This window comes from Sphingopyxis sp. EG6 (assembly GCF_003609815.1).
Lineage (GTDB): Bacteria > Pseudomonadota > Alphaproteobacteria > Sphingomonadales > Sphingomonadaceae > Sphingopyxis.
In genome coordinates this window covers 3,377,521-3,396,012 of the sequence record NZ_AP017603.1, presented here as the reverse complement: position 1 = coordinate 3,396,012, position 18,492 = coordinate 3,377,521, and the positions used below count along the sequence as shown (strand labels likewise).

At 66.5% G+C, this 18,492-nt stretch carries 14 protein-coding genes; 12 read left to right on the top strand and 2 right to left on the bottom strand.

Annotated elements, in window-relative coordinates; translation table 11 throughout:
- The first annotated feature begins 7 nt into the window (after window positions 1-7).
- From SPYCW_RS19065 to SPYCW_RS16440, 12 genes are all read left to right on the top strand, one after another.
- Window positions 8-790: a LytTR family DNA-binding domain-containing protein gene (locus SPYCW_RS19065; protein WP_172595533.1), complete on the top strand. Its 783-nt coding sequence runs from the start codon at window positions 8-10 to the stop codon at window positions 788-790.
- 115 nt (window positions 791-905) lie between these two features.
- Entirely contained in the window at window positions 906-1,301 is a 396-nt protein-coding gene (locus SPYCW_RS16490) for a hypothetical protein (protein ID WP_120217725.1), read from the top strand.
- Between the two features lie 94 nt (window positions 1,302-1,395).
- Complete coding sequence (locus SPYCW_RS16485) at window positions 1,396-2,331, top strand: ribose-phosphate pyrophosphokinase (RefSeq protein WP_120217724.1); 936 nt, start codon at window positions 1,396-1,398, stop codon at window positions 2,329-2,331.
- A gap of 4 nt (window positions 2,332-2,335) precedes the next feature.
- Window positions 2,336-3,118 carry a histidinol-phosphatase gene (hisN, locus tag SPYCW_RS16480; protein WP_120217723.1) on the top strand — a complete coding sequence of 261 codons (783 nt, stop codon included), beginning with the start codon at window positions 2,336-2,338 and terminating at the stop codon, window positions 3,116-3,118.
- Window positions 3,119-3,255: 137 nt separating this feature from the next.
- Window positions 3,256-3,459, top strand: a complete 204-nt coding sequence (rpmI, locus tag SPYCW_RS16475) for a 50S ribosomal protein L35 (protein WP_120217722.1) — start codon at window positions 3,256-3,258, stop codon at window positions 3,457-3,459.
- A 13-nt stretch (window positions 3,460-3,472) separates the two neighbouring features.
- Window positions 3,473-3,838 carry a 50S ribosomal protein L20 gene (gene rplT / locus SPYCW_RS16470; RefSeq protein ID WP_120217721.1) on the top strand — a complete coding sequence of 122 codons (366 nt, stop codon included), beginning with the start codon at window positions 3,473-3,475 and terminating at the stop codon, window positions 3,836-3,838.
- 613 nt (window positions 3,839-4,451) lie between these two features.
- A complete protein-coding gene (locus SPYCW_RS16465) occupies window positions 4,452-5,354 on the top strand; it encodes a helix-turn-helix domain-containing protein (RefSeq protein ID WP_120218364.1) in 903 nt (300 codons plus the stop codon).
- Between the two features lie 79 nt (window positions 5,355-5,433).
- Window positions 5,434-6,531 (top strand): phenylalanine--tRNA ligase subunit alpha, encoded by a 1,098-nt coding sequence (pheS, locus tag SPYCW_RS16460; RefSeq protein ID WP_120218363.1) that lies wholly within the window; start codon window positions 5,434-5,436, stop codon window positions 6,529-6,531.
- Complete coding sequence (gene pheT, locus SPYCW_RS16455) at window positions 6,528-8,915, top strand: phenylalanine--tRNA ligase subunit beta (protein ID WP_120217720.1); 2,388 nt, start codon at window positions 6,528-6,530, stop codon at window positions 8,913-8,915. Before pheS ends, pheT begins: the two co-directional genes overlap by 4 nt.
- 25 nt (window positions 8,916-8,940) lie before the next feature.
- On the top strand, window positions 8,941-9,435 hold the full coding sequence (locus SPYCW_RS16450) for a YdeI/OmpD-associated family protein (RefSeq protein ID WP_120217719.1): 495 nt from the start codon (window positions 8,941-8,943) through the stop codon (window positions 9,433-9,435).
- A gap of 215 nt (window positions 9,436-9,650) precedes the next feature.
- A complete protein-coding gene (locus tag SPYCW_RS16445; protein WP_120217718.1) occupies window positions 9,651-10,649 on the top strand; it encodes a GlxA family transcriptional regulator in 999 nt (332 codons plus the stop codon).
- Between the two features lie 151 nt (window positions 10,650-10,800).
- Window positions 10,801-12,588 carry a putative bifunctional diguanylate cyclase/phosphodiesterase gene (locus SPYCW_RS16440; RefSeq protein WP_120217717.1) on the top strand — a complete coding sequence of 596 codons (1,788 nt, stop codon included), beginning with the start codon at window positions 10,801-10,803 and terminating at the stop codon, window positions 12,586-12,588.
- Between the two features lie 137 nt (window positions 12,589-12,725).
- On the opposite strand, the gene SPYCW_RS16435 is transcribed toward SPYCW_RS16440, so the two are convergent.
- Together SPYCW_RS16435 and mutS are read right to left on the bottom strand one after the other, a co-directional pair.
- The gene (locus SPYCW_RS16435) at window positions 12,726-15,485 is read right to left on the bottom strand and encodes a [protein-PII] uridylyltransferase (RefSeq protein ID WP_120217716.1); all 2,760 of its coding nucleotides are present in this window, start codon (window positions 15,483-15,485) and stop codon (window positions 12,726-12,728) included.
- The gene (gene mutS / locus SPYCW_RS16430; protein WP_120217715.1) at window positions 15,482-18,145 is read right to left on the bottom strand and encodes a DNA mismatch repair protein MutS; all 2,664 of its coding nucleotides are present in this window, start codon (window positions 18,143-18,145) and stop codon (window positions 15,482-15,484) included. The genes SPYCW_RS16435 and mutS overlap by 4 nt, the downstream gene beginning before the upstream one ends.
- Window positions 18,146-18,492: the final 347 nt, after the last annotated feature.

Below are 18,492 nucleotides of genomic sequence, written 5' to 3'. Positions count from 1 at the left end.
CGGCGTCATGGCGCGGAAAATTGCGATCGAAAGCTTTCTGATGATCGTCGCGGGAATCATCCTCGCGCTGATCGGTCCTTTCGGCAGCTACGAATTGCCGCTGGTGCAGCGGCTGGTCCTGTGGCCGCTGATGATCCTGTGCGGTTATCCGATCTTCGGCGGCCTCGGTGCCGTGGCGCGCTGGCTCGCCGAGGCGGTGCGCATCCCTTATGCCGTGACCATCGCGCTGGGGCTGATCGTCGGTTCGATGCCGATGACCCTGCTCGTCATGCTGCTCTGGCGGCGCGCATCGGTTGGCGAGGCGCTCCAGTCGCCGCTGCTCGGCGCGATCTATCTGCAGGTGCTGGTGATCGGGGTGATCATCCACACGGCAATGTATCTGCTTTTCCGCCCCGCCGCCGATCCCGAACCGACGACGGCCCCGGTGGCTCCGCCGACGCCGAAACCCGTCGCCGCGAATGCCGGGGGCAGCGCTGCTGCACCGACGGCGCCAACATTGCCGCTCCCGCCCGGCTTCGGCCCGGTGCGCGCATTGAAGGGAGAGGATCATTACGTCCGCGTCATCGGCGACGGTCGCGAAGAGCTGATCCTGATGCGGCTGCGCGACGCCATCGAGCGGCTCGGCCATGCCGACGGCCTGCGCGTCCATCGCAGCTGGTGGGTAGCGCGCGGCGGGGTGACCGCGGTGCGCCGCGACGGACGGACCGCGATCCTGACGCTGGCTGGCGGGCAGGAGGTGCCGGTATCGCGCGACATGATGCCGCAGCTTCGCGCCGCGGGATGGTTTTGAACGAAAAGCTAGGAGATTTGCCTTGCGACGGAACCTGAGTGCTACCTTCGCCCTCGCCGTCAGTTTCTGTGCCGGACCGCCCGTGTCAGCGCAGACCGAAGTAACGCGGCCTGACATGAACATTCCCGAATGCTACTTCAGCCGCCCGGCAGCCGTCATCGCGTCGCTGAAGGACGCGCCTGATATCGCGTCCGAATTCAAGCGACTGGACCTCGCCGTCGCCGATGTCGGCGAACCGTTCGTTCCCTATGATGTCTTCGACGGATCCAAGAATCTGCCGCATCGCCAATTTTTGCGCGCGTACACGTTCGTCGATCGCACCATCGGCTGGTACTATCACGGTGGTCTTGGCACCCACATCCATGTTTTCGAACTGCGCAAGCAAATCGACTTCGAGCCCGGGGCGTCCAGGGAACCAGTCCTACGAGTGACCGGAGCGTCGCTTTCGGGTCCACCGTGTGAAGCAACGCAGGCACTGCTTGACGGTGTGCGAGGACCGAATGACTGGTGAGGGAGGGTCAAGGCGCAACTTGACCCTTCCCCTATCGCCCCCCGCTGGCTAAGGGGCGCGCAATCCTATCCGCCGCGAAAGGGCCGCGCACCCCATGAAACTGATCTCCGGCAACAGCAACCTGCCTCTCGCCCGCGCCATTGCGGACTATCTGGAACTGCCGCTGACCGACACCAGCGTGCGCCGCTTTGCCGACGAGGAAGTGTTCGTCGAAATCCATGAAAATGTTCGCGGCCAGGACGTGTTCATCGTCCAGCCGACTAATTTTCCGGCCAACGACAATCTGATGGAGTTGCTGATCATCACCGACGCGCTCCGCCGCGCCTCGGCGAAACGCATCACGGCGGTCATCCCCTATTTCGGCTATGCCCGCCAGGATCGCAAACCCGGCCCGCGCACGCCGATTTCGGCCAAGCTTGTCGCCAATCTGATCACCACCTCGGGCGCCGACCGCGTCCTCGCGATCGACCTGCACGCCGGGCAGATCCAGGGCTTCTTCGACATTCCGACCGACAATCTCTACGCCGCGCCGGTGATGAGCGCCGACATCCAGGCGCGCTTTGGCGACCGCAATCTGATGGTCGTGTCGCCCGACGTCGGCGGCGTGGTCCGCGCCCGCGCGCTCGCCAAGCGGCTCGACAATGCGCCACTGGCGATCGTCGACAAGCGCCGCGAACGCGCCGGCGAATCCGAAGTGATGAATATCATCGGCGACGTTTCGGGCCGCTTCTGCATCCTCATCGACGACATCGTCGATTCGGCAGGCACTTTGTGCAACGCCGCCGGGGCGCTGAAGGCCGCGGGCGCCGAAGGCGTCGTCGCTTATTGCACCCATGGCGTGTTGTCCGGCGGCGCGGTCGCGCGCGTCGAAGCGAGCGAGCTCACCGAACTCGTCATCACCGATTCGATCCAGCCGACCGATGCGGTCAACGACAGCAAGAAGGTTCGCGCGCTGACCGTCGCCCCGCTGCTCGGCGAAGCGATCAAGCGCATCGCCGACGAATCGAGCGTCTCGTCGCTGTTCGACTGATCGCATGACGCTCGAATCCGACATCGCCCTCGCCCATCGCCTCGCCGATGCGGCGGGCGCGGCCATCCGCCCGCTGTTCCGTTCGGCCTGGGCGCACGAAGCCAAGGCCGACGCCTCGCCGGTGACCGAGGCCGACCGCGCCGCCGAAGCCGCGATGCGCCGCCTGCTCGACGCCGAAGCGCCGCGCGACGGGATCATCGGCGAGGAATATGGGACGGAGCGCGCGGAAGCGTCGCGCCAATGGGTGCTCGACCCGATCGACGGCACCGTCAGCTTCATGGCCGGACGCCCGATCTTCGGCACGCTGATCGCGCTGCTGCAGGACGGCTGGCCGGTGCTGGGCATCATCGACCAGCCGATCGCGGGCGAACGCTGGGTCGGTGCGGTCGGACAACCGACCTTGTTCAACGGACAGCCAGCGCGGGCGCGAAGCTGCCGCACGCTCGGCGACGCGGTGCTCGCCACCACCGGCCCGCAATATTTCAGCGATCATGACGGCGAGCATTTCATGGCGCTCGCCGCCAAGACCGCGCACAAGCGCATGGTCTTCGGCGGCGATTGCTATAATTATGGCCTGCTGGCGAGCGGTCACATCGATCTGGTGGTCGAGGCTGGCCTCAAGCTCCACGACTTCGCCGCGCTGGCACCGATCGTCGAGGGTGCGGGCGGGACGATGTGCGACTGGAACGGCGACCCGTTGAGCGCCGACAGTGCGGGCCATGTCATCGCGCTTGGTGATCCGGCTCGGCTCGAGGATGTGATCGAAGGGCTCGCCTGCCATCATTGAATGCGCGCCCGGCGCTGCGACACCTGCAACGCTTGCATTTCCGCGCGAATCCCCCTAAGCGCGCCGCTTCCGATTGTACCGGCTGGCGACAAGGGCTGCCAGGCCGATACGCAAACGGACTTCAAAAGGAGACCAAAATGCCCAAGATGAAGACCAAGAGCGGTGTGAAGAAACGCTTCAAATTCACCGCCTCGGGCAAGGTGAAGCACGGCGTCGCCGGCAAGCGCCACCGCCTGATTTCGCATAACGCGAAGTATATCCGTACCAACCGCGGCACCAGCGTGCTCAGCGATTCGGACGCAGCCCATGTGCGCCTCTGGGCGCCCTACGGCCTGAAGTAAGGAGCGCTAGACCATGTCACGCATCAAACGCGGTACGACGACGCACGCCAAGCACAAACGGATTCTGGAACAGGCGAAGGGCTATTATGGCCGTCGCAAGAATACGATCCGCATCGCCAAGCAGGCGGTCGAAAAGGCCGGCCAATATGCTTATCGCGACCGCAAGGTTAAGAAGCGGAGCTTCCGCGGCCTGTGGATCCAGCGCATCAACGCGGCGGTCCGCGCCGAAGGCCTGACCTATTCGCAGTTCATGCACGGCGTGAAGCTGGCCGGGATCGAGCTCGACCGGAAGGTCATGGCCGACCTCGCGATGAACGAAGGCGCGGTCTTCACCGCCATCATCGCCCAGGCGAAAGCGGCGCTGCCCAAGGCAGCCTGACGCTTTTCGGCCGAACGGCACGAAACAAGGGCGGTCCCGGCGGGGCCGCCCTTTTTCGTTGGCGTCTGGGCGGCGGGGATGTTGGCGGGCGGAAGCGGACAAAAGCGATCCTCCCCCAAGGGGGAGGGGGACCACCCGAAGGGTGGTGGAGGGGCACGCGAGGTTTGCACAGCGCCGAATAGATAAAGCCCCGCATTTCCGGCAATGCTGCCGTGGTGTGCGACCTTTCCGACAAGGCAACTCTCTTGTGCCCCTCCACCAGCTTCGCTGGTCCCCCTCCCCGTTCCGGGGAGGATCGGTGAGGTCGGCTCCCCACCCCGGCGCCCCCACTCGCCCCTGATCAACGAAGAAGCGGCGCGAAGCTCTCGCCTCGCGCCGCTTCGACAATGGTTCCAGTGGGAAACCATCGCCCCCCCGCCCGTTCCGAAAAGCCGTGGGTCGCAGAAAGCTGCCGGCCGGGTGAAGTTTGCAAATTTTTGCCCGTCGGAGAGCACCTCCAAAGGATGATTGGCGCAACTATGAAGAAGTTGGGACGTAGAAAATTGTACAAACCCGACAGAGAATAGCGTCAAAATGTTGTTTTTTGTCGTTAATGCTCGTTAGAGGGATGTCGATGCCCGAACGCAGCGCGCCCGATGCCACCCCGTCCGACGTCCGAATCGCCACCCGGTTTTTCGCGGTGTCGTCGGCGCTGCGCTCCTATCTCAGCACCATCTATCTCACCGAAGTGTCGGTACCCGCGGGAACCCGCGTCGACGACTATCTTCACCCCGAATGGGCCAATTTGCGCTTTGTCGACGGCGACGTCCCGTTGGCGTCGGTCGGCGGCGCCCCGGCGGTCCCGACGCCGCACTTTATCGCGACCGGCCCTACGAGCACCGCCACCTATTTCGCCGTCGGCAATATGCGCGTCTGGGGCATCGGCATCGTGCCACTGGGGTGGGCAAAACTCATCCCGCTGCCGGCCGACGAAATGGCCGACCAGTTCTGCGACGGTGCCGCGCACCCCGCCTTTGCCGCATTCGCGCCGCTGGGCGAAAAGTTGCGGGGGGTGAACGATGTCGATGCCGCCGCCGCCATGATCGACGCCCATTTCTGCGCTTTGTTGGGTGACGCCCCGCCCGACGATCCCGCGATCCTCGCGGCGCACCGCGCGCTTGTTGACGACGACCTGTCGACCGTCGCCGACCTGTCGGCCAAGCTGGGGCTGTCCGAACGCTCGATCGAACGCCTCAGCCATCGCGCCTTCGGCTTTTCGCCCAAGCTCCTGCTGCGCCGCCAGCGCTTTCTACGCTCGCTGGCGCGCTTCATGCTCGACCCGTCGATGGCGTGGATCGATACGATGGATCATCATTATTATGACCAGGCGCAATTCACCCGCGACTTTGCCAAGTTCATGGGAATGAGCCCGCGCGAATATGCCGCGCGCCCCAAACCGATCCTGGGCGCCGCCGCCAAGGCGCGCGCCGCAGCAATCGGCGCGCCGGTCCAGGGGCTGCACAAGCCCGGCGGATAGCCCCCGGGGCTTGACCCACGCATTGCGTTCGGTGCAAGCGGCGGCGCGGCTTTTGGTCGCCGCTGCAGGACGAATGATGATGAGCGATATTCAGGCCGTTCAGGCCCGGCTGGTGGACAACATAAATGCGGCGAGCGACCTCGACACGCTCGAAGCGCTGCGCGTCGCCGCGCTCGGCAAGGCAGGCAGCATCACTGCGCTCCTGAAAACGCTGGGGGGGATGAGCCCCGAAGAGCGACAGGCGCAGGGGCCGCGGATCCACGCCCTGCGTGAAAGTGTCACCACCGCGATTGCCAGCCGCAAGGCGGCGCTCGACGCCGCGGCGCTCGACGTCAAACTCGCCGCCGAAGCGATCGACATGACGCTCCCCGCCGCCGAAACCCCGCGCGGGAGCGTCCATCCGGTCAGCCAGGTGATGGACGAACTCGCCGAAATCTTTGCCGACATGGGCTTTGCCGTCGCGACCGGTCCCGAGATTGAGGACGACTGGCACAATTTCACGGCGCTCAATATTCCGGAGACGCATCCGGCGCGCGCGATGCACGACACCTTCTATTTCCCGGAAGTTGGCGAAGGTGCCACGCAGCGTATGTTGCTGCGGACGCACACATCGCCGGTGCAAATTAGGACGATGATGTCGGAAGCCCCGCCGATCCGCATTATCGCGCCGGGCCGCGTCTATCGCAGCGACAGCGACGCGACGCACACGCCGATGTTTCATCAGGTCGAAGGTCTCGTCATCGACCGCGGCATCCATATGGGGCATCTGAAGTGGACGCTCGAGACCTTCCTGAAGGCCTATTTCGAGCGCGACGACATCGTGCTGCGGCTGCGTCCGAGCTATTTCCCCTTCACCGAACCGTCGGCCGAAGTCGACGTCGGCTACCGCCAAGAAAAGGGCCGCCGCATCGTTGGCGGCCATGGCGACGTTGACGGCCATGCGTGGATGGAGCTGCTCGGCAGCGGGATGGTCAATCGCCGCGTGATCGCGAACTGCGGGCTCGATCCCGACGAATGGCAGGGCTTTGCCTTTGGGGTCGGGGTCGACCGGCTCGCGATGCTGAAATATGGCATGGACGATCTGCGCGCCTTCTTCGACGGCGACCTGCGCTGGCTCGCGCACTACGGGTTCGGCGCGCTGAGTGTGCCGACGCTGAGCGGGGGGATTTCGGCATGAAGATCACCCTCGACTGGCTCCGCGAGCATCTCGACGGCGATTTCACCGTCGATGACGTCGTCGCCACGCTCAACCGCATCGGCCATGAGGTCGAAGGCGTCGAGAATCCGGTCGACAAGCTTGCGGGCTTCCGCGTCGCCAAGGTGCTGACCGCCGAGAAACACCCGCAGGCCGACAAATTGCAGGTGCTGACTGTCGATACGGGCGACGGCGGCGCGCCGCTGACCGTGGTGTGCGGCGCCCCCAATGCGCGCGCGGGACTGGTCGGCGTGCTTGGACTGCCCGGCGCGGTGGTGCCTGCGAACGGGATGGAGCTGAAGGTCGCCGCGGTGCGCGGGGTCGAATCGAACGGCATGATGTGCTCGTCGCGCGAGCTGGAGCTGGGCGACGACCATGACGGGATCATCGAACTTCCCGCCGATGCGCAGGTCGGCACCCCCTTTGCCGATTACAGCGGCGCGGGCGATCCGGTGGTCGACATTTCGATCACCCCCAACCGGCAGGACTGCATGGGCGTGCGCGGCATCGCGCGCGACCTTGCCGCCGCCGGACTCGGCACGCTGAAACCGCTCGACGTCCCGACGATCATCGGTGAGGGCGCCCCCGCGACCGAAATCGCGACCCTCGACCCCGAAGCCTGCCCCGCCTTCTTCGGCCGCACGATCAGCGGCGTCACCAACGGCACCGCCCCCGAATGGATGCGCCGCCGGTTGGAAGCGGTCGGCCAGCGCTCGATCTCGGCGCTCGTCGACATCAGCAACTATGTGATGTTCGACCTCGGCCGCCCGAGCCACATCTATGACCGCGCCAAGCTTGCGCGCGCGCTCGTTGCGCGGCGCGCGCGGGACGGCGAAACGGTCACTGCGCTCAACGGCAAGGACTATACGCTCACCGACACCATGACGGTGATCGCCGACGACAATGAGGTCCACGACATCGCGGGCATCATGGGCGGCGAGCATAGCGGGTGCAGCGAGACGACGACCGATGTGCTGATCGAGGTCGCCTATTTCACCCCCGAACGCATCGCACTGACGGGGCAAGCGCTCGGCCTGTCGAGCGACGCGCGCAGCCGCTTCGAGCGCGGCGTCGATCCCGCATTCCTCGATGATGCGACCGCGATCGTGACGCAGCATATCCTCAATATCTGCGGCGGCCAGCCGTCGATGGTGACGCGCGCGGGCACCCCGCCTGCCGAGGTCAAGGTGATCGAATACGACCCCGCGCTGTCGGCGACGCTCGGCGGCATCGCGATCGCGCCCGAACGGCAGCAGGAAATCCTCTCTGCGCTGGGTTTCAGCGTGACCGAACAGGGCGGCCGCTGGCAGGTGGCCGTACCGAGCTGGCGCCGCGACATGGACGCCGCCCCTGACGTGGTCGAGGAGGTCACGCGCATCACCGGGTTCGACGCGATCGCGTCGGTCGCGCTGCCCCGCACCGATGGCGTCGCGAAACCGACCGCGACCCCCGAACAGATGCTCGAACGCCGCCTGCGCCGCGCCGCGGCGTCGTCGGGCTTCCATGAAGCGGTGACCTGGTCGTTCATCAGCGAGGCCGAAGCCGCACCCTTCGGCGGCGGCGCGTGGAGCCTTGCCAATCCGATCAGCGAAGATCTGAAGGTCATGCGCCCGTCGCTGCTGCCCGGCCTGCTCGCCGCGGCGGCGCGCAACCAGAATCGCGGTGCCGACAGCATTCGCCTGTTCGAGATCGGGCGCCGCTACCTTTCCGACGCCGAGCATCCGACGCTGGCGATCCTGATGGCGGGCGACAAGCGCGCACGCGGCTGGCAGGCAGGCAAGGCGGCGCCCTTCGATGCGTTCGACGCCAAGGCCGCGGCACTGGCATTGCTCGATGCCGCGGGGGCCCCCGCCGATCGCTTGCAGGTGATGGAGCCGGTCGCCGAGGGTAGCATCTGGCACCCCGGCCAATCGGCGACGCTGCGGCTCGGCCCCAAGGCGGTGCTCGCCGAATTCGGCGCGCTCCATCCCGAGCTGACCCGCGCGTTCGACGTCGACGGTCCGGTGATGGCGGTGCAGATTTTCCTGGATGCGATCCCGGCAAAACGCGCGAGCGGTCCCGCGCGCGCGGCATTCACGCCCCCCGCGCTGCAATCAGTGCGCCGCGACTTCGCCTTCCTCGCGCCGACGAGCCTGACCGCCGCCGAGCTGGTCCGCGCGGTACGCAGCGCCGACAAGGCAGCGATCGTCGGCGCGCGGCTGTTCGACCGCTTTGTCGGGCAAGGCGTGCCCGAAGGTCAGGTGAGCCTGGCGGTCGAGGTCGAATTGCAGCCGGTCGAAAAAAGCTTCACCGACGCCGAGCTGAAGGCGATCGCCGACAAGGTGGTCGCAGCAGCGGCGAAGGTGGGGGCGGTGCTGCGCGGGTGATGCGCGCTTGGGCAACGGGTCTGCGATGAAGTTCACGGCCCGGATCGAGCTGCGGGGTCTCAACCCCTATGTGATGGTCAGCGAAGCGCGGGCGCAGCAAATCCGGCCCGACTGTAAACGGCCGATCCCGGTTACGGTACAGGTCAATGGTCAGCCTGAGCCGCCCGCGCGCGTCAACATGATGCCCGCGGGGGACGGCGGCTTCCTGCTCTATCTCGATGGTTCCATTCGCAAGGCGTCGGGTACCAAGGTCGGCGACACCGTGGACGTCACGGTGGCGTTCGACGACCGTTATCGCGGTGGCCCCGCGCACGCGATACCGGCCGAATTTGCGGCGCGCCTTGATGCCAATCCGGTCGCCAAGGCGCGATGGGACCAGCTGGCCCCGAGCTTGCAGAAAGAGATTTTGCGTTATTTTGCACGGCTGAAGTCCGATGCGGCCCGCACCCGGAATATTGACCAGGCGCTGAACGTGCTGAACGGCGCGAAGGCGCGTTTCATGGCGCGCCCCTGGAACTGACCGACTGTCCGAACGCGGACTGCGATCAATTTGACGCAACCTACCCTTTCTGAGCAGCCCACCAGCCCCGCCTTGACCGACCCGGGCGCGCAATCGCTGCGCCGTATCGCAAGCTGACCCATCGCTATCCAGCGATCGCGCTAGGTGATCGGGCGATAGAGGTATATTGAGTTCCGATTGACGGCCTGGCGCCGCCGCCGAGCGGAGCTCCGCCTATGCGCATCACGATCTTTGCTCCCGGTAAGGTGCACCTGCTGGAGATCGCCGGCGTGCGCGACGCGCTGTTCGAGGCAAACTGCAAAACGGGGCCGGGCCGCTCCTATCGCGTCCTGCTGGTGACCGAGCAGGGCATCGCCGAGGAAAGCGCCTCGGGCGTAACCTTTGTCCCCGACGCGGGGATCGCCGATGCGATCCAGGCCTGTGACACGCTGATCGTAGTCGGACCCTATGGCCTTCCCACCCGTCCGAGCGACGACGTCATAGGGTGGCTGCGCAAGCAGGCGCTGAGTTCGCGGCGCTACGGCTCGACCTGCACGGGCGCGTTCCTGCTGGCCCAGGCCGGGCTGTTGTCGGGACGCCGCGCGACAACGCACTGGCAATATGCCGAACGCCTGGCCACCGATTTTCCGGACATCCGGGTCGAGCCCGATCGCATCTTCGTTCGCGATGGCCCCGTGTTCAGTTCTGCCGGGGTTACCGCGGCCATCGACCTCGCCTTTTCGTTGATCGAAGAGGATCATGGCCGCGCGCTGGCGCTGTGGGTGGCACGCCGGTTGGTCGTCTTTCTGAAGCGACCCGGCGGGCAGTCGCAATTCAGCGAGGCCTTGACCTCGCAGGCGGTGGGCACCGGCCCGATCGATCGGGTCAGGTTGCACATCCTGGAAAGCCCGCGCGCGGACCTAGGCCTCGAGGCATTGGCCGACGTCGCCAGCGTCAGTCCCCGCCACCTGTCGCGACTGTTTCGGGCGGAGCTGGGCATGAACCCGGCCGCCTATGTCGAATTGACCCGAGTCGATATGGCCCGGCACCTGCTGGAAAACAGCAGTGCGCCGATCAAGGCGATTGCCCACGCCGCCGGTTTCGGATCGACCACCACGCTCCGGCGAGCCTTTTTGCGTATCATCGGCGTCACCCCGGTCGATTATCGCCAGCGCTTTCAGACCACCGAGTCGCCCGATACGCGCACGGACGAAAGTGCCGCCATTTTGTCCTGAAATGCCGCGTGGCGGACATTGAAGCGCTGGCACCAGCGTCGCATCGTTGCGTCCGGAGGCCAACAGATGCGAACTGAACCCGTCGTGCATACAATAATGAACGTCCAACGGTGGATGGCGGTTTCGACAACGGCCCAAACGCGTCGGCATCATGGTGCGTGAGACAGAGCGCGTCGGCAGCCCGGCGTCCGATATCGCGACATTCACCCCGGCGCGGTGGCGCCGTCTGACCCAGCGTCCAAGCGAGCCCGTGGCACTGTCCGACCCATTTTTGCTCGCGCTCGACCATATCGGCGACGGGGTGCTGGTCGCCGACGTACGGCAGCGGGGACAGCCGATCGTCCAGGTGAACCCGGCATTCGAGGCGATCACCGGCTATACGGCGGCCGAGGCGATCGGCAAGAATTGCCGCTATCTGCAGGGCAACGACCGGCTTCAGCCCGAGATCGCCGAAATGCGGGCCGCGCTGGCCGAAGGTCGCGAATGTTCGGTGACGCTGCGCAACTATCGCCGCGACGGGACGATGTTCCGCAACGCACTTCGCTTGGTGCCTTTTCGCAGTGGCGGAGGACCGGTAACACATTTTGTCGGGATCATCCGCGATGTGACGCACGCGCCCGGCATTGATCGCCTGACCGGCCTGCTCGATCGCTATGGCCTGCTCGACCGGCTCGCCGCGATCGACGTCCCGGCAAGTTCCGCGGTGCTGCTGGTGAAGCTCGACATCCTGCGGTTTCACGATGTCAACAACGGGTTCGGTTACGACGTCGGCGACGCGCTGCTGCGTTCGGTAGCGACGCGCCTTTCGACCCGCACGGCCGCGGCGATCGCCCGCGTCGGGACGAACAGTTTCACGCTCGCCTTCGAACTCGGCGATGTCGATCAGGCGGGGAGCATCGTCGACGAAATTCTTGTGCTGTTACGGCCTCGTTTCGTCCTGCCCGGCGCGTCGATTGCGGTCCAGTTCGCCGCCGGCTTTGCGATCGGCTTCGCCGGTCACGACCCGCTCCAGCTGGTTCGCCAAGCCGGCGCGGCGTTGCAGCGATCGAAGGCGATGCCTGGTCATCCGCCACATCCCTATGCCGCGGCGGACGAACGCGATGCGCACAATCGCATCCGGCTGGCGAGCGACCTGCAGACCGCCGTAGCGAACCAGGAACTACTGTTTCATTATCAGCCGCAGATCGACCTGGCCTCGGGCGATGTGGTTGGCGCCGAAGCCCTGCTGCGCTGGAACCATGGCGCCTTCGGGCTCCAGCCGCCCGACCGCTTCATCGCGGTGGCCGAAGAAACGGGCACAATTCTGGATATCGGCGCCTGGGGCTTGCACATGCTCACCGCGCAGGCCGCCAAGATCAACCGCGGTCGCCGCATCCCGATCCGCTTTTCGTTCAATGTCTCGGTCGTCGAATTCATGCGGCGCGACATGGTGGCTTTTGTCGAGCAGGTGCTGGGGGAGACCGGCTGTCGGCCCGAATGGCTGACGCTGGAGCTGACCGAAAATCTGATGGTCCCCGAGCCAGAGGAGATTCGCCGCGCGTTCGGCAACCTGCGGCGCCTGGGCGTCAGCATCTCGATCGACGACTTCGGCACCGGCTATTCCAACCTGCGCTATCTGGAAAGTTTTCCGCTCAGCGAAATCAAGGTCGATCGCAGCTTTGTCCACGACCTTGCGCACAGCGCGGCCAAGCGCGTCATCGTCGAAAGCATAGTCAAGCTGGGCGCGGCGCTCGACATTCGCGTTGTTGCCGAGGGGATCGAGACCGAGGCCGAGCGCGCCATCATGCGCGCGCTGGGGTGCTCGGTGGGCCAGGGCTATTTGTTCGCGGCGCCAATGGACGATGTGGCGTTCCAGCGGCTGCTCGACGACGGGCTGGCGCTGCGCGAGGGATGGGACGCGCGGCGCCTGCTGACCATGCTCGACGGCTCCGGCGCATAGGTCGGCACGGCAGATCGGGGTGAATGCGGACCAGAACGCCCGATCGCGAGCATTTTTTGAGGGATTTGGGTCGCATGGTTGGTCCCCTGCGAGCCAATAGATGCCCCGGCGCCCCACCGCCGGGGCATCGCCACCCCCTAAGCCGCCACCGCCTCTTCGCTCGCGCTCGTCGCCGCTTCGAGCAGGCGTTTTTCCAGCGACTTTACCCGCGCCGCGCTGTCGATCTTGTCGCCGATCAGGTCGGTGACATAGAAGGTGTCGACCGCGCGTTCGCCATAGGTGGCGACGTGGGCGCTGTGGACGGTGACCTTCGACTGGAAGAGCGCATAGGCGAGCTGGTTGAGCAGCGCGGGGCGGTCCTGTGCGTTGACTTCGATCACGGTGAAGCGGTTCGACGCCTTGTTGTCGACGAAGACATTGGGGGCGATGCGGAAGGCTTCGGCGCGGGTGCGCGGCAGTGCGCGCGCTTCGAGTTTGGGGAGCAGTTTCTGGCGGTTGGCGAGTGCATCCTCGATCGCCCGCGTCAGGCGGCCGATCTGCCCCGGCTCGTCGAACGGGCGGCCGATCGGATCCTGGACGAGGAAATTGTCGAGCGCGAGGCCGTCGCGCGTCGTGTGGATGCGCGCATCGATGATGTTGCCGCCCGCCAGATGGATGCCCCCCGCGATACGGTAAAAGAGCCCCGGATGGTCGGCGGCGAGCACCATCACCAAGGTCGCGCCGCGATCGTCGTCGGGGACTGCGGCGATGTGCAGCGGCGCATCGCCCGCCTGCCGGATATGAACAAGGTTCGCGGCGATGACTTCGATCGGCTCGGCGATCCAGTAGCTTTCGGGCAGCCGCTTCGCGACCTTGTCGAAGCTTTTCTGGTCGAAACCGAACTGCGCCGCGACGGCTTCCTTCTTGCTGGCAATGCGTTGTTCGCGGCCCTTTTGCTTGTGGCCGAGGCGCAGCACCTCCTCCGCCGCGTCATAAAGTTCGGTGAGCAACTGCCGTTTCCAGCTGTTCCACACGCCGGGGCCGACGGCGCGAATATCGACCACGGTAAGCACGAGGAGCAGACGCAGGCGTTCGGGGCTTTGCACCTGTCCCGCGAAGTCAAGGATCGTCTTGAAATCGGCAAGGTCGCGCTTGAACGCGGTCGCCGACATCAGCAGGTGGTAGCGCACGAGCCACGACACGGTTTCGGTCTCGGCCTCATTCAGCCCCAGCCGCGGGCAGACGCGCAGCGCGAGCTCGGCGCCGAGCACGCTGTGATCGCCGCCACGCCCCTTGGCGATGTCGTGGAGCAGCACCGCAACATAAACGGTGCGGCGCGAATGGATCTGCCCCATGATCGCGGTCGAGAGCGGATGATCGTCCTTGAGCCGCCCCTGTTCGATGTCGGCGAGCAGGCCGATGGCGCGGATCGTATGTTCATCGACCGTATAGTGGTGATACATGTCGAACTGCATCTGCGCCACGACGCGGCCAAAATCGGGCACGAAACGGCCGAACACCCCCGCCTCGTTCATCCAGCGCAGCACCGTTTCGGGATCGCGCGGAGACGTCAGCACGTCGAGGAACAGCGCGTTGGCGCGCGCGTTCCGGCGCACCCCCTGCGTCTCGATCAGCTTCGCATCGTGGCGCGCCTGGCGCATCGCCTGCGGATGGATTTCGAGGCCGTGCTTGTCGGCGAGCGCGAAAATCTCGATCAGCCGCACCGGATCCTGCTGAAAAAATTCGTCGCTGGCTAGCGCGAGGCGGCCGCGGTCGAGGACGAAGCCGTTGAGCTTGCCCGGCCGCCGCCGGATCGTCGGCAGGAAGCGCCGCCCGCGCGCCGCGAGCTGTTCGTCGAGATGCGCGAGAAAGGTTCCTGTAACGTCGCCGACGCTTTTGGCGTGGAGGAAATAGAGCTGCATGAACCGCTCGACCGCGCTTTTTCCCGGCCGGTCGGCGAAATGCATCCGCCGCGCGATTTCGGGCTGGAAATCAAAGGTCAACCGGTCCTCGGCGCGCCCGGCAAGCGTGTGGAGGTGGCAGCGGACCGCGAGCAGGAAATTTTCGGCGCGCTCGAACTGGCGCAGCTCGCGCGCGCTGAGCAGCCCGGCATCGACCAGCTCGGGAACGGTGCGCACGCGGTGGATGAACTTGCCGATCCAGAACAGCGTGTGAAGGTCGCGCAGGCCGCCCTTCCCCTCCTTCACATTGGGTTCGACGACATAACGCGAATCGCCCATCCTTTTGTGGCGCTCGTCGCGCTCGGCAAGCTTTTCGGCAACGAAGGCGCGCGCATTGCCCGCGACGACTTCGGCATCGAAGCGCGCTGAGGCCTGGTCGTAAAGCTGGCGGTCGCCCCAAATGAAGCGCCCTTCGAGCAGCGCGGTGCGGATCGTGAGGTCGTCCTTGGCGGCGCGCACCATTTCGTCCAATGAGCGGCTCGAATGGCCGACCTTCAGCCCCAGATCCCACAGCGTGTAAAGCTGTGCCTCGATCACCTGTTCGGTCCAGCTCGTCTGCTTGAACGGGGTGAGGAAGCCGATGTCGATGTCGCTGTGCGGCGCCATTTCGCCGCGGCCATAGCCGCCGACCGCGATCAGGGTGATGCGCTCGCCTGCCGAACGGTTGTTCGCGGGATAGAGATGGCCGACGGTGAAATCATGGCCTAGGCGGACGATCTGGTCGATCAGGAAGGCGGTCGCCTGCGCCGCGACGCGCCCCGCCGAGGGGCGATCGCGCAGGCGGCGTTCGACCTCTGCCCGGCCCGCCTCGAGCGCATCCTTGAGCAGCGCGACCATCGCACGGCGGCGCGCGCCCGCATCGCTGGTTTCGGCGGCGATCTCGTCGAGCCGCCCCGCGAGCGCACGGCGATCGATGATCGCGCGGCGCTGGTCGAGATTGTCGAACAAATTGCTCATGTCTCGTCGGCCATCAGGCGCTTGAGCGTATAGAGCGCGTCGAGCGCCTCGCGCGGGGCGAGCGCGTCGGGGTCGATGCAGCTAAGCGCCTCGCGCAGCGCATCCTTTGCCGCGGCGGGCGCATCGGCGAGGGTTGCGGCGAACAGCGGCAAATCGTCGAGCCCCGCGGCGAGCCCGCCGGTCGCCTCGCGCCCCGCCTCAAGCTTGGCGAGCACCGCTTCGGCGCGCTTCACGACCTTTGGTGAAACCCCCGCGAGCCGCGCGACCGCGAGGCCATAGCTACGGTCGGCGGGGCCATCGGCGACTTCGTGGAGCAGCACCAGATCGCCCTGCCATTCGCGCGCGCGGACATGGTGGAGCGACAGCGCGTTCAGCGTTTCGGCAAGCCGCGTGAGTTCGTGATAGTGGGTAGCGAAGAGGCAGCGGCACCGGTTGACCTCGTGCACCGCCTCGACCACCGACCAGGCGAGCGCGAGCCCGTCGTAGGTTGAGGTGCCGCGCCCGACCTCGTCGAGGATCACAAAGCTTTGCGGGGTCGCCTGTGCGAGGATCGCCGCGGTCTCGACCATTTCAACCATGAAGGTCGAGCGCCCGCGCGCCAGATTGTCGCTCGCCCCGACGCGGCTGAACAGGCGGTCGACGAGCCCGAGCCGGGCGGTCGCGGCAGGGACGAAGCCGCCCGCCTGCGCGAGCACGACGATCAACGCATTCTGGCGGAGGAAGGTCGATTTGCCGCCCATGTTCGGACCCGTCACGAGCCAGAGGCGGTCGGCTTCCGACAGCCACACATCGTTGGGAACAAAGCGCTCGCCCGATTTGACGAGCGCGGCTTCGACCACCGGATGGCGCCCGCCGGTGACGTCGAGGCACGGCGTGTCGGCAAGGTCGGGGCGGCACCAGTTGTGGCTCATCGCATGGTCGGCGAGCGCGGCGGCGACGTCGATCCGCGCGAGCACGTCGCACGACGCGGCGATCCCCTCACGCCGCGCGATCGCGGCGTCGGTGAGGGCTTCGAGATGTGCCGCCTCGGCAGCGACCGCGTGGACGCCCGCCTGCGTGACGCGGCTCGCGGCTTCGTGGAGATCGGACGAGTTGAAGCGCACCACGCCCGCGAGCGTCTGGCGATGGGTGAAGCCCGATTCGGGCGCCATCAGCGCGTCCGCGTGCTTCGCGGGTACCTCGACATGATAGCCGAGCACACCATTGTGGCGGATCTTCAGGGACGTGATGCCGGTGCGGTCGCGATACTGCGCTTCCAATGTGGCAATCGCCTTGCGCCCGTCGCGCGCGGTCTCGCGCAAGGCGTCGAGCGCATGGTCGTAGCCTTCGGCGACATAGCCGCCCTGCGCGGCGTCGACCGGCGGGGTCTCGATGAGCGCGCGCGTCAGTTCGTCGACGAGCGCGCCATGCCCGTCGAGCCCGGGAAGCAGGCGCGCGAGCAAAGGCGGCAGGTCGGCGCGGCGCGCGAGGCGTTCGCGGAGCAGCCGCGCGCCGCCGAGCGCATCGCGAAGCTGCGCCAAGTCGCGCGGTCCGCCGCGTCCGGCGACGAGGCGCCCGAGCGCGCGACCGGCATCGGGAAGCGCGCGCAGCGCCGCGCGGAGCTCGCCGCGCCACAGCGCATCACGCGCGAGCGCATCGACGAGGTCGAGCCTGTCGAGGATCGCCGCCTTGTCGGTGAGCGGGCTCGCGATATCGTCGGCGAGCAGCCGCGCGCCAGCCGCGGTCACCGTACGATCGATCGTGCCGAGCAGGCTGCCGTCGCGCGTCCCTGTCATCGTGCGGACGAGTTCGAGGCTTTCGCGCGTCGCCGCGTCGATCGCCATGCGGCCCGACGCGAGGTGGCGCAGCGGCGGCTGGAGGAAGGTCGGCGAGCCGGTGCCGACATGGTCGAGATAGGCGACGAGCGCACCCATCGCCGCGACCTCGCCGCGCGAAAACGCGCCGAAACCATCGAGCGTCTGGACACCGAAAAAGGCCTCGAGCCGTTTCTGTGCGTTTGTGCTGGCAAAGTCCGACGGCGGGCGGCGCACGATCTGGCGTGCCGACGAAATCGGCAGGTCGCCCGCGCTCTCGCTGAGCAGTAGTTCGGACGGCGCGAGCCGCGCGAGTTCGGCATCGACCGCGTGCCGCGCGACCGCGACGACCTCGAACCGCCCGGTCGAAATATCGGCGGCGGCGATCGCGACCTCGCCATCGGTGCCGACCTCGGCGAGCGCCGCGAGCCGGTTGGCGCTACGCCCTTCGAGCAGGCTTTCCTCGGTCAGCGTTCCTGCGGTGACGAACCGCACGATGTCGCGCGCGACGAGCGCCTTCGACCCGCCGCGCGCCTTCGCTTCGGCGGGGGTTTCGACCTGTTCGGCGATCGCGACGCGGTGTCCCGCGCGGATCAGCCGCGCGAGATAGGCTTCGGCGGCGTGCACGGGAACCCCGCACATCGGCACCGACTGTCCGCCATGTTCGCCGCGCGAGGTAAGCGCAATGTCGAGCGTCGCCGCCGCCGCCTTGGCATCATCAAAGAACAGCTCGAAGAAATCGCCCATGCGATAGAAAAGCAGGCAGTCGCCCGCCTTGTCCTTCAACGACCAATATTGCGCCATCATCGGCGTTGCGGCGGGCGCGGCTTGGTTGGAATTGGCAGCGGAGCGGGCAGTGGCGGGCATGCGCCCTGCTTAGTGATTGGGGGACACAAGGCAAGGTCGGGGTAGCGGGTGCGGGCGGAATGGCCGCTTTGGGGTGGTTTTAAGCCATTCCCCTCCCTTTCAGGGAGGGGTTAGGGGTGGGTGCGAGCGAAGCGAGCCGGGGCAGAATGCCGCCTTCGGCGGCTACCCACCCCCAGCCCCTCCCTAAAAGGGAGGGGAGAAGACACGTCCGCTTCCGGCTGCATGCGGACACGCAGCATCGCGGACTCTATCCGGGATGCAAAAACCGGAACCGTTCGGCGGACCGCCGCTCGATAATATTGCCGGTTACAATCGGCGCCCGCGACGTTAGGGAAAGGGCTCGGGCG